General features: G+C 70.4%; 17 protein-coding genes. 6 read left to right on the top strand and 11 right to left on the bottom strand.

The annotated features are described in order from the left end of the window. Nucleotides 1-308: 308 nt before the first annotated feature. On the bottom strand, nt 309-494 hold the full coding sequence (locus ACIGHB_RS30365; RefSeq protein WP_399917525.1) for a hypothetical protein: 186 nt from the start codon (nt 492-494) through the stop codon (nt 309-311). 236 nt (nt 495-730) lie between these two features. On the opposite strand from ACIGHB_RS30365, the gene ACIGHB_RS30360 reads away from it, so the two are divergent. After that, complete coding sequence (locus tag ACIGHB_RS30360; RefSeq protein ID WP_399917523.1) at nt 731-1423, top strand: hypothetical protein; 693 nt, start codon at nt 731-733, stop codon at nt 1421-1423. An 81-nt stretch (nt 1424-1504) separates the two neighbouring features. On the opposite strand, the gene ACIGHB_RS30355 is transcribed toward ACIGHB_RS30360, so the two are convergent. Continuing rightward, nucleotides 1505-1969: a hypothetical protein gene (locus tag ACIGHB_RS30355; RefSeq protein WP_399917521.1), complete on the bottom strand. Its 465-nt coding sequence runs from the start codon at nt 1967-1969 to the stop codon at nt 1505-1507. A 144-nt stretch (nt 1970-2113) separates the two neighbouring features. After that, nucleotides 2114-2371: a hypothetical protein gene (locus tag ACIGHB_RS30350; RefSeq protein ID WP_399917520.1), complete on the bottom strand. Its 258-nt coding sequence runs from the start codon at nt 2369-2371 to the stop codon at nt 2114-2116. Between the two features lie 163 nt (nt 2372-2534). Here ACIGHB_RS30350 and ACIGHB_RS30345 point away from each other — a divergent pair, with 163 nt between their 5' ends. After that, complete coding sequence (locus ACIGHB_RS30345) at nt 2535-2687, top strand: hypothetical protein (protein WP_399917518.1); 153 nt, start codon at nt 2535-2537, stop codon at nt 2685-2687. Between the two features lie 113 nt (nt 2688-2800). Then, nucleotides 2801-3112, top strand: a complete 312-nt coding sequence (locus ACIGHB_RS30340; protein WP_399917516.1) for a hypothetical protein — start codon at nt 2801-2803, stop codon at nt 3110-3112. A 153-nt stretch (nt 3113-3265) separates the two neighbouring features. Here ACIGHB_RS30340 and ACIGHB_RS30335 read toward each other — a convergent pair whose 3' ends face one another. From ACIGHB_RS30335 to ACIGHB_RS30305, 7 genes are all read right to left on the bottom strand, one after another. Continuing rightward, nucleotides 3266-4636, bottom strand: coding sequence for a VanZ family protein (locus ACIGHB_RS30335; protein ID WP_399917514.1), 1371 nt, complete (start codon nt 4634-4636; stop codon nt 3266-3268). An 86-nt stretch (nt 4637-4722) separates the two neighbouring features. Continuing rightward, entirely contained in the window at nt 4723-5103 is a 381-nt protein-coding gene (locus ACIGHB_RS30330; protein ID WP_399917512.1) for a hypothetical protein, read from the bottom strand. Nucleotides 5104-5666: 563 nt separating this feature from the next. Then, nucleotides 5667-6626 carry a hypothetical protein gene (locus ACIGHB_RS30325; protein WP_399917510.1) on the bottom strand — a complete coding sequence of 320 codons (960 nt, stop codon included), beginning with the start codon at nt 6624-6626 and terminating at the stop codon, nt 5667-5669. Between the two features lie 255 nt (nt 6627-6881). Continuing rightward, nucleotides 6882-7346, bottom strand: coding sequence for a hypothetical protein (locus ACIGHB_RS30320; RefSeq protein WP_399917508.1), 465 nt, complete (start codon nt 7344-7346; stop codon nt 6882-6884). Nucleotides 7347-7889: 543 nt separating this feature from the next. Next, the gene (locus ACIGHB_RS30315; RefSeq protein WP_399917506.1) at nt 7890-9365 is read right to left on the bottom strand and encodes a replication-relaxation family protein; all 1476 of its coding nucleotides are present in this window, start codon (nt 9363-9365) and stop codon (nt 7890-7892) included. 359 nt (nt 9366-9724) lie between these two features. Beyond that, nucleotides 9725-9865, bottom strand: a complete 141-nt coding sequence (locus tag ACIGHB_RS30310) for a hypothetical protein (RefSeq protein ID WP_399917504.1) — start codon at nt 9863-9865, stop codon at nt 9725-9727. Nucleotides 9866-9898: 33 nt separating this feature from the next. Next, nucleotides 9899-10534, bottom strand: a complete 636-nt coding sequence (locus ACIGHB_RS30305) for a hypothetical protein (RefSeq protein WP_399917502.1) — start codon at nt 10532-10534, stop codon at nt 9899-9901. Between the two features lie 253 nt (nt 10535-10787). Between ACIGHB_RS30305 and ACIGHB_RS30300 the strand changes: the two genes are divergently transcribed. Next, on the top strand, nt 10788-11231 hold the full coding sequence (locus ACIGHB_RS30300) for a hypothetical protein (RefSeq protein ID WP_399917500.1): 444 nt from the start codon (nt 10788-10790) through the stop codon (nt 11229-11231). Nucleotides 11232-11701: 470 nt separating this feature from the next. On the opposite strand, the gene mobF is transcribed toward ACIGHB_RS30300, so the two are convergent. Continuing rightward, on the bottom strand, nt 11702-13804 hold the full coding sequence (gene mobF / locus ACIGHB_RS30295) for a MobF family relaxase (protein WP_399917499.1): 2103 nt from the start codon (nt 13802-13804) through the stop codon (nt 11702-11704). Between the two features lie 202 nt (nt 13805-14006). Here mobF and ACIGHB_RS30290 point away from each other — a divergent pair, with 202 nt between their 5' ends. Both ACIGHB_RS30290 and ACIGHB_RS30285 read left to right on the top strand, forming a co-directional pair. Further along, nucleotides 14007-14159 carry a hypothetical protein gene (locus tag ACIGHB_RS30290; protein ID WP_399917497.1) on the top strand — a complete coding sequence of 51 codons (153 nt, stop codon included), beginning with the start codon at nt 14007-14009 and terminating at the stop codon, nt 14157-14159. A 227-nt stretch (nt 14160-14386) separates the two neighbouring features. Then, nucleotides 14387-15034 (top strand): hypothetical protein, encoded by a 648-nt coding sequence (locus ACIGHB_RS30285; RefSeq protein ID WP_399917495.1) that lies wholly within the window; start codon nt 14387-14389, stop codon nt 15032-15034. Nucleotides 15035-15044 lie beyond the last annotated feature (10 nt).

Raw genomic sequence — 15044 nt, 5'->3', positions numbered from 1 at the left:
GCGTATCGACGCGGCCGCCGTCGAACTGGACCTGCGGGTGTGCGAGGACCTCAGCGGCGCCAGCACCATCGAGGAGACCGCCGGGCCCACACTGGCGCCCGGCCCGTGCACGACGGGCCGAGCCTGAGCGCGACGACTAGGGATTCCCTGCTCTGACGAGACCCCGGGCCCACGCAGGGCCCGGGGTCTCGTGCTCCCGGCGCTGCAACGCGGTGGTGCAACAGCGGTCCCGGTAAGGCGCCTGGCGCTTTCACCGCAGGTCAGACGTGCAACACGGCCGGGTGTTGCAGCAACGGCCCGAGGGCCGGCTAGCGGCGGCGCGGGATGGTCACCTGGACCTCCGCCAGGACGATGCCGGTCGCCGGGTCCCGGTGACCGGGAACGTACAGGGCCCAGCCGGCCTCGCCGGCGGCGAGCCAGCCTCCCTTCCACGGGGCGTCGGTGGTCTGCAGCACGCGACCGGCGAGCGGGCCACACAGGAGTCGGACGATCACAGCGGTACCTCCATCCGGTGGCAGGACTTTCCCGCCTCCACCCCTTGGTGGGCCTCGGGCCGCGAAGGACAGCATCCGGACCGCCGAAAGAGTGGATCTGCCCTCGCGTACGTGGGCGCGGTTCTAGTCGCGCTAGCTCAATTCGCCTGATTTCAGCGGGTATTGACACGCTTTCGGGCGTTCTGTCATGTTCTGTCGCCAAGGCTCAAGACGAACGAGTGAGAGCGAGGAATCCCATGGCTCAGCGAACCGAGTACGACGAGGCCCAGGCCGCGAAGCGGCTGCACACGACGGTCGTGGTGCTGCGCTGGGCGCGGCACGTGGGTGTGGTCCCGGATCCGGACGTGCGCGGCTTCGCGTGGTCGCGGTCGGCGGTGGAGGCGATGGACGCGGCCGCCGTGCGGGCTGCGATGCCGCGCGAGGCGGTCTCGCCGTACGAGGCGGCCAACCGGATCGCGGCGGCACTGGGCACGCCGAACGAGCCTGGCCAGCCGCCGGCGGTGTCCTCCTACGCGGTGCAGCGCTTGATCGCGCTGGGGCTCCTGGTCGACCTCAGCGTCCACCGGCGGTACAGCTCCCTCAACCCCGACCAGGTCGATCAGGTCGCCGCCCTGGAGGATCTGGCCGAGCTGCTGGACCGTGAGGCGCCGCTCGGGCCGGAGCAGGCCGCCGCCCGGCTCAGTGTCCGCCGGGTCGACTTCGAATGGATGCGCCCCCTGGGCTGGATCGCTCCGGTGTCCTTCGGCCGCGTCCAGTTCGGCGCGAGCAAGGCCGGCGCCGTCGACGTCCCGCGGTTCGCCGCCGGGCACGTCGACGACCTGCCCGGGGCGCACCCCGAGGTCGACTGGGAGCAGCTGCGCACGGTGGAGAAGGGCCGGCGCTCTCCGCTCGCGGCGCTGCGCCCGCAGCCGGCGCCCGTACCGGTGTAAGCCTCCGAGGTCCGTACGCGCCCGCGTCCCGCACCGCCCGGAAGGGCGGCCCGGAACGCGGGCGTTCTTCCTGCGTGCTGCTCACGCGTGCCCGGCCGCAGGCTCCCACAGGGGCCGGGCACGTCCGGTCCCGCCGCAGTGGAAGCACAGGCCGCCGCCCGGCGTGCTGCGGGCGGCGACGGTGCCGGCAGCGTGGCGGAAAAGCCGGGTGAGGCCCGCGGCGTGCGCCTCGTGGAGCGGGAGCTCCTGCCGTCTGCCGAGCGTGACCTCCAGCTCCACGCCGGGGCCGGTGAAATGAGCCTGCATGCCCCCGGTGACCGCACTGAGCGTCTCGTTCACCTTGCGCATCGACTCCGCGCCGGACAGCTGCACCCGGGCCGCGAGGACGGTGTCGTCGGCCGCGGCGAAGGACAACAGTCCGGCCGGGCGGGCGAGCGGCCCGACGCGGCCCACGGGATCGGGGTGGGTGTGGTGGAGCTGGGCCAGGGCGTGCCACAGGTCGCCCGGCAGATCCTGATGTGCGGTCTCTTCTCGGCTACGTCTCATACGGCCTGTGTAGGGCCTCCTCGGGCCGGTGAGCGCCGGGGGGCCGCCTGTCCCGCGCGGTGACACAAGGACTTCGGTGCCTGTTCCGCCCGCCGGGCCGGACGCCAGGCAGCCCGCCCGCAGCGAGGGCGGGCTTGGCGCCGGCTACTCCGGGGCGGGGTCGCGCAGGGGGTTCTCGTGACCGCAGTCCCAGCAACCCACGGTCTCGGGGAGGTTCTCGAACCGTATGCCGGGGACGCCGAAGGAGCCGTCGATGCGGAAGCCTCCGCAGTTCTGGCACGGCGTGGCGTGGAAGGGCTTGTTGCAGCGCAAGCAGGTGCCTTCCGCGCTGGTCCGGTCGAGGCGGGTGACTCGGGTATCTGCGCTGCCGCATCGCACGCAGAACGCTTCCTGGGCCGTCATGGTTCTGGTGTTCCTCAGGTTCGCGGCGTCGTTCCCCCTGCTCCGCTCCATGGGCACGTTCAGAGTCGCGGGGCCCTGTCAGACACGGGCGCGGCCGCCGGTGGGTCAACTGGAGCCTCCCCTCCGTCCCGCGCCCGCCGCTCCCCCCGAAGTAGCGGCCCCCATGTGCACCTGCGGATCGCTGCCCGGCCACGACGAATGCTCGCGCTGTGCCGTGCCGTTCGAGGAGGCCGGGGAGAGCACTGGATGGGCCCTCCCCGGCCTCCCGGCCACCTCCGCCACCATGGCCCAGTACGAGGAGCACGAGCCGTTCTGACCAAGCCGCTGCCCACGGCGGCCAGACAGCCCCAATTCGACTGACGGGGGACAGAACTGGCCCGGCACGCTCTCCCGTCCATCACGATGAACAGCGTCTTTGAGGAGGCATGCATGACCCAGCCCAGCAACGGAATCTCCGTCACGCACGCGTTGGAGCCGTACGACTGGTCCAACGAGGAGACGGCCGCATACGAGGCCGCGATCGAGGCGGTGAACGGCGCGGTGGGCGCCTACAGCGCCCACATCGCCGCCGAAGAGGCCAAGCCGCACCCCGACCAGGCGGTCATCGAGGAGGCGCGCGCCGCACGTACGCGGCTCGCCCGCGAGCGCGAGGAGCTGCGTTCCAGCGATCGGGAGCAGATCGCCAGCGCCCGGCAGAACTACGCGCGGCTGGCCCGTGAGGTCCGGGAGGGAACCGCGTAATCGAGGGGGCCCAAGTCGAGCAGGTCCGGACCTGGCGGGGCACGACGAGATCCTCGGCCTGGCCCACTTGATCAAGCATTCAGGTGAAACCCGTGACCAGCGACCGCCCGACGTACGTCTCTCCGTAGGGGTGGCTTTGGGGCTGTTGGATGCTCAGGGGGCGTGGATGCCCTGTGCGCCAGGAAGCGGAGCGTCTTCCGGCAGAGCAGCAGCATTGTGTATAGCTCCCGTGGTAGCGTCGACGATTGCCGAAAACACCGTGCCGTTGTAGCGGGCGGTCAGACGCCAGTGGACGCGCCACTCATCCGCTCGCCGCTCTGCGAGGTAAATGGGCTGCTCACGACGGGCTTGGGCAGACTTGATCTTGTGGTAGCTGTCAAACCGCTGCCATGCCTGCTGCTCACCAAACTTGCTCGGTGGTGTCTTGGGATCGTCGACGTTCCGGGCAATGAGGTCAACCAAGCGGCCAGAGGGTTCGATGAGAATGTCCAAGCGCATGGGCATGAGGAGCTTCCCCCGCCAGCGACGGCGCTCGATGACCCACCCGAGGTTCTTGTCGACCGCGTCGACAGGCCACACCTTCACCTGGGAGTCAGGCAACGCCCAGGCTGCATGACGCTGGGTGTAGAGGGTCGCGACCTGCTGGGCCTGCTCCGCCGTACTGACACGGCGGCTGGCACCAGGAATCCAGTACGCATAGGTTCCCTCCCCTTGGCTGGAGGGGGTGAAGTGAACGGTGAGCTTCTCCTGGTCCGGCCACGTCAGTTCAGCGTATCCGCCCGGCAACGGTGCGTTGATGGTGCTGGAGCCCTCAATGTTGTTGTGGAAGTTCGCTTCGCTGACGGCGAGGCCGCTTCCAAGGGCCTTATTGAGCGCGGAATTGAGGGCGTGGAGCTGTTGCGGGCTGGCTGTGGGCGCCTCGGTGGGCAGGACCGCCCGAACGGGATCGATCGCGGCCGTCCACACCCCCGCGACGAGCAGTGTCGCAGCGGTTCCGCCGATAACCGTGCGGCGTACCGCCGGACGAGAGAGCGGCTTGCCGAAGCGGATACCTCGGTCGACGACGGAACCCACAGCTACCCCCGCGAGCACGCCAACGCTGTTGGTCACCAGGTCATCCGTGTCGCAGAGCCGGGAGACGAAGGGCAGAGTGGCTTGTCCCGTTTCCACGATTGTGGTGAAGAGAAAGCCGATTCCGACACTGAGTAGGGCCCTACGAGTCGCGAGGACGGCAAACAGGCCGAACGGAGCGAATAGCAGCACGTTCAGCTGGCCCTGCGTGGTCGTGAACGCCTGGGTCACGTTGGGGTTGATCGTGCACTGGTAGGTCAGGATGCCGCTGCCGCTCCAGGTGGTGAGCAAGACGGGGCCAACGGTGGAGGAGGTCCACAGTCCATAGAACGCGGCGGGAGCGCGTTCCATCCGTCGCGCTGCCACAAGATAGGCGATAGCGCCGGCGGCGAGCGTCAACGCGATGGCGAACGCGAGAAAGGTCAGGTTGTCCTGGAAAACGGCTTTGATCACGTGGGTGCCCGATCGTTGGGAAGGACCCCGCGTCGTCCACTAGTCGAGAGGGTGACGCGGGGCCCGGATACAGCATGCCGAGCTGATTAGCAGGGGTCCGACGGCGGCGTCGAGTAGGTCGCCCCGCCACTGGTGTAGAGCTTGCCGATCATCGGGCTGCAGCTAGCGGTGATCCCCTTCTGCTGGGAGTAGTGGAAAGGCACCGTGTTCATGTTCTGGAAGGCCCACCAGTTGTTCACGCTGCCGCGCTCATAGCCCAGCTTCGCCGTCAGGGCGCCCCCGCCCGTCCGGTAGTAGTTGACCATCACCGAGTTACCGGTGCCCGTCGGGTAGATCGACAGAATCCCGTTGCTCAGCTTCGAACATGTGGCTGACCCGGGCAGATTTCCGTCACTAGGGCAGCTGGTAGCGCCCGCGTACGCCGGAAGCGCCCCGACGCCCAGCAGTGCAGCTGCGGTGACTCCCACGACGGCCGCGCGTATCCCAGTACTCACAAGATCCCCTTTGTTGATCAAGAAATAGATCGCGCCGAGCGTAGCCGGATCGCGTATGAGCCCAGGTCCACGCCCTGATTGTTTGTCAACTCCGCCGCGACATGCCGCTCGTCGACTACGGGAGACCGGCCTGAGTACCGTCCAGGGCGAGGTAAGAGAGTGATCCCCTGGCCCGTTCTCGCGTGTGTGACTGGTCGGGGGACCCGGGAGTCAGTGCCCGTATGCGGAGCGGCAGAGATCGGCGGCGCCCATCGGTGCCTGGATGTCCCTGGCTGCGGCGCAGAGGTCGCACATCGACGGTGTCTGAGCGGCGGCCGGCTGCTGGTCTGTGGACCGTCCCCTCCCCTGACTCCCCCACCCACGCCGAATGGCACGACCAGTGGGAACGGCAGGTCCTCCGTCGGCCCTGACCAGCGAGGGACCGGCACCGCACCGAAGAAGCGGGCGCCGCCCTCCCTCACACGTCCTGCGCATCACGGCAGTGACGCGCAGGACGCTGCATCCGGCACGGGACGCGGCGCGGGCCAGCTCCCAGATCAGTTCCTGTCGGCGGGACGCGCGGCCAGTGCTGTGCGCAGGCTTGTGGCGATGAGCTGGTACTGCTGAACGAAGCCGGGGTCCTCCAGCTGGTCGTGCCCGGGCAGCTGCCTGTGCTGAAGGGGCAGGCGCCCGGCGAGCGACCAGCCCAAGGGGCGCAGTCCAACGCGGTTCATGTCCCGGTCGACACCCTGCAGGTACGCCGCGTCGACGGGCAGCTCCCAGTTCGACTGCCAGATCGCCCCATCGAGGGTGATGGGGAGGTGAAGGGATCCGAAGAGGAAGCCCAGACAGCGCTCGCGGAGAACCGCCGCGCTCTGCTCGGGGCTCAGCGGGACGCCCCTCTCCTCGGCTCCGGGCCCGGGCAGCGCGGTCCTGCAGTCGGTGTCCGGGAAGACGTCGATCTCGCCGAGAACGACGTGCGCCGTCGCGATCTCACGGTCGGGGTAGGACCAGTACTTCGGCAGAAGGACGATCACATCGTAGGCGTCGACGGCATCGGCGACCGCCGCCGCGAGCGGGCTGCGGTCGGTGCGGGGGAAGCCGCGGTCTTTCTCCTGCGCGGGGTGGCGGGTCGCCCACATGCAGGTGTGGCGGGTCAGGACGCCGGGGCCGTCCGGCGAGGACCACAGCGTGCTGGTCGCCGGCTCGGGCGGGGTGGCCGGCTCGGTCTCCTTCATGCGGCGCCTGCGGCTGCGCCCCGCGCCGCTCATGGTCCAGCGCCAGTAGTCCTCGGCTTCCTCTAGGAGCAGGACACGCTGGCCGCTGTACGCCCAGGCCGCCGCGATCCCGCCGACCAGGTGATAGAGGTTGCCCGAGCGCTCCGCCAGGAACCGCAGGACGTGCGGCGGGCGCGGCGCTTCGACGGCCTTCGCGCGGCGCAGGGCGTCGGTGTACTTGGCCCCGTCCCGGCTCGCACGGCGAGCGGACTGCGCAGCAGTGGACTGATTCTTCGGCATGACGTACTCCTCTGCCGGACCGGGCCACGCCCCCGGCACCGGCTCGTACGACTGCCGTAGATCACGACGGAACGCAGAACGGTGGAAGGCGGGCCCCACAGGACCTTGACCTCCGCGTCCAGGGGCGTGGCTCCGGAAGCGGGCGGTGATCGGCAGTACGCCACTAGCCGGGCAGGATGCTAACCGGCACAGCCACATCAGCTGAAGTCACGACCCACCGGTTCCCCCGAACGGGCGAGGTCTCCGGCGAGCAGCTCAGGCGTGCCCGGCCGCCGGCTCCCACACGGGTCGGGCGCGTCCGGTCCCGCCGCAGTGGAAGCACAGGCCGCCTCCCGGCGTGCTGCGGGCGCCGACGGTGCCGGCGGCGTGGCGGAAGAGCTGGGTGAGGCCCACCGTGTGCGCCTCGTGGAGCGGGAGCTCCTGCCGTCTGCCGAGGGTGACCTCCAGCGCGACACCGGGGCCGGTGAAGTGGGCGTGCATGCCCCCGGTGATCGCGTGGAGCGTCTCGTTCACCTCGCGCATAGACTCCGCGCCGGACAGCTGAACCCGGGCCGCGAGGACGGTGTCGTCGGCCGCTGCGAAGGACAGCAGCCCGGCCGGGCGGGCGAGCGGCCCGACGCGGCCCACGGGGTCGGGGTGGGTGTGGTGGAGCTGGGCCAGGGCGTGCCACAGGTCGCCCGGCAGATCCTGGGGTGCGGTCTCTTCTCGGCTACGTCTCATACGCCCCTGTGTAGGGCCTCCTCCGGCCTGTGAGCGCCGGGTGGGCCCGCCGTCCCGCGCGGTGGCACGGGGACTTCGGTGCCTGTTCCGCCCGCTGGGCCGGACGCCCGCAGCCCGCCCCGCGCCGTGAGAGAGGAGGAGGACACCTCCCCTGCCTCTACAGGGGAGGTGTCGGCGGCCAGATCGACTGACCCACGGCCCCTGGCCTGCGCAGACGCGGGGCCGGCTCGGTGAGGCGTGCAACCGGTGCCGCAACCTACCGCGCAACTGGTGGCGCAACCGGTGACGCAACCTACTGCGCAACCGGTGGCGCAACCTGAGCCGTACGCGAACCAGGCGCCGGGTCAGTACCTGGGCCCTCTGCTCGCGTGGCCCTGCGTACGTCGTCAAGGTGGCACGCGGGCGGGGCAGCGCCGGGCGCAGCGGGCGCGATAAGGCGGGCCCTTTGCAGCAGGCGCCGTGGTGAGTGACCCACATAAAATGACCCTCGCAGGTCACAGCGGTGCGGGCGGGCCCTGGTGCGGCCGGCAGCGAAGGGAATCGTCAGGGCCGCCGGCGGAGCCAGCCGCGGCCCCTCTTCGCATCGGGGCCGTCCTGCGGGTCCGGCGGAGCGGCGGCCTCGAGGCGAGCGGCTTCGGCGGCGGCCTCCTGGCGGGCGACGTCGTCGGCGCGGCACGGCCCGCACACCGTCCTGTCCCCGGCCCGGACGGCGGTTCGGTGCACGGTGATCTCCTCCCAGCGCTCGTCGGTGAACTTCCGCCCGCACCGCGTGCACACCGGGCGCTGCGCCTCCCGCTCAGCGGCCCGGCGCCGCTTGTCCTGCGCGTCGGCGCGGGCTTCCTGAGCGCGGTAGAGGGCGTGGCCGTCGGGATTGTCGAGCGCGTCCGTCAGCGTCTGCTCCCGGGTGCGTCCCAGCCGTCGCCATACCGCCGCCCCGGCGCCGTGCTCCTGGAGCTGTTCCAGGGTGGTGACGACGACGGGGACCGCCTGGCGGTAGTCCCGCGCGGTGATGGCCTTCTCGTAGAGGGATTCGTACCGGCGCGGCGCCCAGTAGCGTCGGCCGGCCTCCTCCAGCGCGGCGATCGTGTTGGCGACCTTCTCCTCGGTGGTGTCGGCGAACACGAACGCGAGGGGGACCAGGCCCTCCCGGCCGGTCGGCGGGTAGACCCGGCGCCACAACCGCTGCTCGTGGTCGACGCGCTCGATCGCGTCCGCCCGGGAGCGGACCAGGTCCACGGTGCGCTTGTCCGCGTCCTTCGGCAGCAGCCGGCCCCACTCCCAGTACCGGCGCAGCTTGGTCACCAACTCGTGCGCGTCCTCGGAGCGGCGGTCGACCTCCACCAGGAGCACGGGCACCCCGGCCTGCGGCGCCCGCACCACCAGGTCCGCCCGCTGCACGTAGCCGTCGGCGAGCCGGTGCCCGATCTCGGTGGCGAAGCCGAGCCGGTGGCCGATGCCTGCGCGGTGGAGTTCGGCGGCCGTCGAGGTGACCGCCGCGGCGTGGTCGTCGTAGCCGGCACCGAGCAGCTTCCCGGTGACCGGGTGGTACTTCTTCTCCCGCAGTGCCGAGACCCGTATGCCCTTCGGCTCCAGCAGGAGCTTCGCCTCATCGAGTCCGCGCTTCGTCAGCACCCACACCTGCCGCTGGTCTTTCCGCACCGACTCGATCCTCACCAGGTGATGGTCCTCCAGGTCCAGGAGGTTGTCGCGTACGAGCTTGTCGTGCTGGTTACCGGGACGGGTCAGCTTCCACAGCTGGTCGGGCGTAGCCCGCTGGAAGATCCCCAGCGCCTGCAGGAGCTCCTGGCGCCGGGGCGCGGTCGAGTTCTTCCGGTGAGTGGGACGCCTTGCTACATCTGCATGAGGGATGTCGGCGCTGCGGTGACCCCCTTTCCGCCGGGTCTGACCTGCGGAAACTCCCGGCTTCCGGCGGCGCGGCCTGGAGGGGGTGATGGAGGGGTCCACGGAGGGGGTCTGTCCGGCCGGGTCGAGGGGCTGCTCGGGCTCGGTGCTCGCCACAGGATGCTCCTGGAAGGTGGGGCGGGCCTATCCCGCCATTCACCTTCTACAGGTGCGGAATTCGGCTCTCGTGTGACGCCGGCCTCGAAGAACCTCTCCGCCGTAACCGCATCGTGATCAAACCGGATGTCGCGTGTCATCGAACCTGGACCGCTTGTCACTGAAGTTGGACCACTGCACGGTTCGTGCCCATCGAACCGTGACCGACCTGGTCAGCCCGGTTCCGGACCAGTCGACAGCTCCGGAGTTCACGCTCGATGGCGCCGAACTGGTCGGCGCTGTTGTTTCAGCTTTCTCGCCAGCTCGACTTCGCGCCTGCCCGGGGACGAGGCGGAGTGCCATCGCTTGCCTGCATCCGGTCAGTCGGCCGTCGGTGTCGGTGGTTGAGGAGCACCATCCGTCAGGGTGTAGATGGCGGGCACGTCGGGGTCGAGGACGGCGATGAGACGCCCGGGTGTCTGGTCGAGCGGCCCGGCGCAGGTCGTCAGGAACTCGTGCAAGTACTCAGCGCCAGGATCGCCGTAGTGCACGGGCTATTCGTCCCAGTCATCCTCTGGTTCGGATTCGCGCACGAACCAGAGGTCGAGGGTGTAGTGCTCAGTCGTAGGGCACTTTCTCCACGCTGCTCCGATCTGTTCCGCTTCCCATTGCTCCTCGGCACCGCGCTGGATGCACGTGTTGTAGTAGGCGGCCGTGGCTTCTCGTCCGCTCCATGCCGCGTGTCCGTTGTAGGCGCCTGGTCGGGGTAGGTCCATCACGCCTGCCGACCCGGAGGTGGGTGCGCTGACGACGAGTTGGCCCGTTTCTGATTCCAGAGAGACAGGAGTCGTGCCCTCCGTGCCCCTGGGGGGTCTTTGGGGGGTATCCCAGATCCTGATGGTGACCTGTACTTCGATGTCGCGTTGGCTGGCCTGCAGGTAGAGGTGATAGCCGTTTCCGGCGACCACCTGAGTCCTTGACCGTTGCAACGACTCATCGTCGCCGAGGTAGGCATCCGAGTCGTATACCTCCACGAGCCCGTAGTACGCCCGGGCGTTGGTGCTGTACTCGGCGATGAGAGGCACAAGGGCTCCGTAACTGCTCAGGGAATGATCTTCACATGACCGGGCGTCTCTATCGAGGACGCGGTTCAAGATGAACATGTTGCTGCGGCAGGCTGCCCACTGCATGGCTCCATCGAGCGTGAAACTCCGGAGCTGTCGACTGGTCCGGAACCGGGCTGACCAGGTCGGTCACGGTTCGATGGGCACGAACCGTGCAGTGGTCCAACTTCAGTGACAAGCGGTCCAGGTTCGATGGCACGGGTCACCGGAGGGGAGAGTCCTCCCCCTCGGCGGCCGGATTCTGTCCACAGGGCAGCAATCCGAGGGTGTTCTCAAGGTCGCCCCGATCAGCGGGGCGGCCCGATGATGAGGAGCACCCATGCTTGAGAACACCCTCACCATGCCGCTCGCCCCGATGGAGCCGCGGGACGTCGCCGACGCTTTCGCCTACATCCGGGCGTGGCAGGCCGGGGACATCGACACCGCTTGCACGGTCGCAGACGAGGCAGGCCCGGAGCTGGACCGGATGCTCCTGGACGTCGCGGCCCGCGTCTTCATCCCCATCACCGCCGCGGACGACCACAACGGGGAGCCTTGCGAGCACTCCTTCCTGGCCGCCGCGCTCGGCCGGCTCCTGCTGGAACTCCTGTGCCACAGCGTGTGCCTGTCCGGCCCGCGAGGCATGGCCGACACCATCGTCCGCTTCACCGAGAACATCCTCACCGAGGACCACGGCGGCGTCGGCGAGGTCCTGCGCCGGCTGGAGGCCGCGGGGATGAAGCAGGCGACGGAAGCACACTCGGCGCACCACACCACCGCGTAGCCGCACCTCCGGAACGGCGGTGCGGTGCGTCGCGCATCCCCGGGCACCACCGCACCGCACCACCAGGCGCCGATGGCGCGGTCTCCCGGAGTCGCCGCACCGCGCCGGGGCCGCCACGGCCGGACGCGCTCCTCCACCACACACCCCCTTGCCCGCGACCTGATCGCGAGCCGAATCCGGTGATGTCAAGGAGAAGCATCGCGGTAGCAGAGGTGGACAAGGGGGTGTAGCGGAGCCGGATAAGGGGGTCGCGGGCGTTCGGCCGCACCCGGACAAGGGGGGCGGCGGCGAGCACACCGGTGCGGTGCGCACCAGGGTGGAGGCCATCGTCGTCCGGCGCACCGAAGTGAAGTCCACTCGGTGGAGCCCACCCGGTGGCGATGCGCGGTGTCGGGTGGGCTCCACTCAGTGGACGGTGCTGGGCGTCGTCACCACAGCCCGGTGCTGGAGTGCCGCGCCCGGGGCAGAGCTCAGGCGGCGCAGCGCGCGACGGCGTTGACGATCCGGTTCTGCCAAGGGCGGGGCCGGCGCGAGTTCTTGGCGGCGAGGCGGCGCCCGGCGGCCTCCTGGAACCGTCGATGCTGCTCGCTCAACTCCTCCTTCTTGGCCTCCTGCGACTTCGGCTTCCGCGGGCGCTGCCAGATCGGCTGCCAACCGACCGGCTCGTCGAGCGCGGCGGCCATCTGTCCGCGGGCGGCACGAGCACGGGCGAGGGCTTCGCCGGGGCTGGGCTGTTCCTCCGGGGTGCTCACGTGACTCCTCCTATGGTTCGGCCCGGTGTGTACTGGGCGCCAGGCTGCTGAGTGCGCTGCGGCGGGGCTGCCGCCGGAGCGGGCTGCGGACGCGGGCCGTGGGCGGCTTCGCGCGCCCGCCGGCTGTCCTGGAGCGTGGCGGCCACACCCGCGGCGGCGGCTTCGAGGGTCTGGCGGCCGCTCCACCGCGTCGATGTCGACGCCGGGCTCCGGCTCCAGGAGGCGGCCTTCCTTCCGGCCGTCATGGAAGGCCCGTGGATGCGACCTCGAGGCGGCGGGCACCGCGACGGCGTACGGGCGGGGGCGCGAGCCCAGGCGCTCCGCTCGCCGCGCGGCGCCGACCCGGGCGGCCAGGGCTCCAGCGGCTAGGCGGGCCCGCTCGTACGGGGCCGCCGTGCGCCGGCGGGTCAGCGGGCGCAGCACGGCCTGGTCCTCGGTGTCGCGCGGGTACAGGGCGCGCAGGTCGCGGTCATCCTCCGGCCGCGCCCGACGGGCCGGGTGTAGCCGTCGAGGGCCGTCTGCACGATCCGTTCGTCCAGGCCGGGTTCGTGGGGTCGGCCGCGCAGGACGTAGGAGAGGTGGCGGCGGGCCTCGGCGAGCAGGTGGTGGCGCGCGAAGGCGCCGCGCATCACGTAGACCACGGCGACGGTGTCCACGGCCGCCAGGACAACGTCGACGACCGGCCGCACCCGCGCCCACACCGCCGCGGCCGCCGCCCGCGCCCGCTCGGCGAGCCGGTAGACGGTGCAGGCGCCGAACGCCTGGATCGCGGAGGTGCGCCATCGCGTCCGCAGCTCGGTCAGCGACAGCAGCTCCGTGCGCTTGGGCGGGCGGGTCTAGTCGGCGGTGGCACGCCAGCGCGTAGCCGGCCTTCTCCCCCGGCGGGTACCCGTGGCGTTCTTCGTACTTGTCCGTGAGAACGGGCAGCGCGTCCTCGATCTGCTGGCGGCGGGTCGACTGCCAGCCGATCAGCCGCCGGTCGATCCCGGCGATCTCCATGACAGGCCGGCGGCCCGGGGTCACCTCGCGCGGCTCCCACGCCCACCCGAGCCGCGCCGTCACCTCCTCCATGAAGTGGAGGGTGTAGAGGGTGTCGGCCGCCACGATGTTGGCCATCAGCGAGTCCGCCGACAGGTTGCCCCACTCCCCGTCGTGCGGCCGCCGGGCGCGGATCGAGACGACCGCGTGGTCGTGGAGCAGCGGCTTCGGCTCGGCAGCGCGGGACTTGCAATGCCGGAACACCGCGACGACCAGCCCGTCCTTCACGGGCCGGCGGTGCGTGCCGCCGCTCCCCCATCGGATCTGCACAACGGACTTCTCCAGCCATGCCAGCGTCCTGTCCCGGGCGACGTCCTGGCACGACTCCAGTACGAGACGGGTCTCGTCGTCGGCGAGCGCCCACGCGATGTGGGCCGTCGACGGGGCCCGGAAAACCAGGTCCATCGCCAGCCACGGCGTACGTTCCTTCGCCTTCTCTGTCTTCGGCGACGCGTTGTGCTCGATGGGCCTGCCCAGCACGGTCGCCCGCCGGGCACGGGCCGGGCTCTTGCCCTGGGCCAGGAGCTCGCGCTCGATCCGGTCGGCGTCCGGGTGCCGGCCCTCCCCCAGGAGCAGCTCGGCCTGCCGCTCGCTCACCACGTCCCCGGCCACCAGGCCGAGCGCGGCCAAGCCCCGGCCCTTCCACACACCGGGCGGGACACCGGCCTCGTCCTGGGCGGCGCGCAGCCGCGTCCCCGCGGCACGGTGGCCGTCGCCGACCATCACGCCACGGAACAGGTAGCGCACCCCGGCCCCCGGGCGAACCTCCGCTTTGCTGATCATCGGCCCATGGAACCCGCGTGCTGACCTGCGGAGAAGCGCGATCCGGGGCCGGTCCCGCCGGGCGGGAGGGCATCACCAGATCTCTACCGGGGCGCCCGCCAGGCGGTCCGCCGAACCAGCCCCGCGACGGTAAGCCGCCGGTGGGTGCACTCTTCCGCCCATGAACATCACCAGGTACGGAGAGCCCTGTCCCCTCTGCCGCTTGCCGCTGCTCTTGGACGTGCGGCTGGTGTACTCCGCGCAGTCCGACTTCCCCACCGCCGAGCGCGTCACCGGGCGCCGCTGCCCCGGCTGCCAGTCGGCCCGGTTCGAGCAGTGGGTGGAGGTGATGCGGAACCGCTACGGCGACGCATGAGGGTGCCGTGCGAATGCTGCGCACGCCACAAGAGCGCCACCCGTCGCCGCCCGCTTCAGGCGTGTCTTCACCCCTTGAAGCGCAGTTGGCAGGCGGGGAACTGGGAAGCACTTCCCTTCCAGCGTGAGAGAGGCCAGCTAGTCATGTGGGAAGCACTGGTAGAGGAATGGCCGGACGCGGCTCCCGTTCGTCAGATCGGCGCAGCTCTACGGCGGCAGGAGTACAGCGTGTTCACGACTCGTGATGCGGCGGCCCGAGCCACGGCCCCCGGCGCCTGCCCGGTTTTGCGGGTGACGCCCCACATCAACAATGACTCCTGCGGGTTCGGGGTTGTGCATGCGTCCTACAGTCTGGCCTACTCCATTCCGATGCTGTGCAGGTATCCAGATGAGCTCTGCGTGGAGTCCTCTGTTGGTGAGGAGCAACTACGCAGGACGTGTGCTCGTTGCCTCACGGAAACAGGTGGCAAAGGGGGGCCGCAGCCAGGGGACCTGCCGGTTGCCTGGCGGGATCTCACTGCGCCGGAGACACTGCGGGCCGAAGTGGTCCCGGCAGCGGAGTTCCTCAAGGCGAGTGAGGAGGCGGCGCAGTGGCCGAAGCTGCCTCGGCCGGAGCCGTACCGATGGGGGGAGCTGGCAAGCCGGTTCTACGATTGGGAGGAGGCGCATCCCGCGCCGAAGCTCCGTGCCGAGGAGGAGTTGGCGTTGGCTGGCGTCTTCCGGCATGTGAAGCAGCGGCAGCTGGCGTTCGCGGAACAGCGCGTACGGATCCTGCTGAAGGAAGCACATGAGGCTGGTCTGGGGCCTACCCGGCTGCAGGCGCTCTCGGGGGTAAGCCGACGCACGATCCCTGGCTGGTTGCGAGCTGATGCCTGAGGGGCCACCG

This window comes from Streptomyces sp. NPDC085460 (assembly GCF_044541975.1).
Taxonomy (GTDB): Bacteria; Actinomycetota; Actinomycetes; order Streptomycetales; family Streptomycetaceae; genus Streptomyces.
Note: the sequence above shows the minus strand (reverse complement) of the source record. Positions and strands in the feature narration are given on the sequence as shown.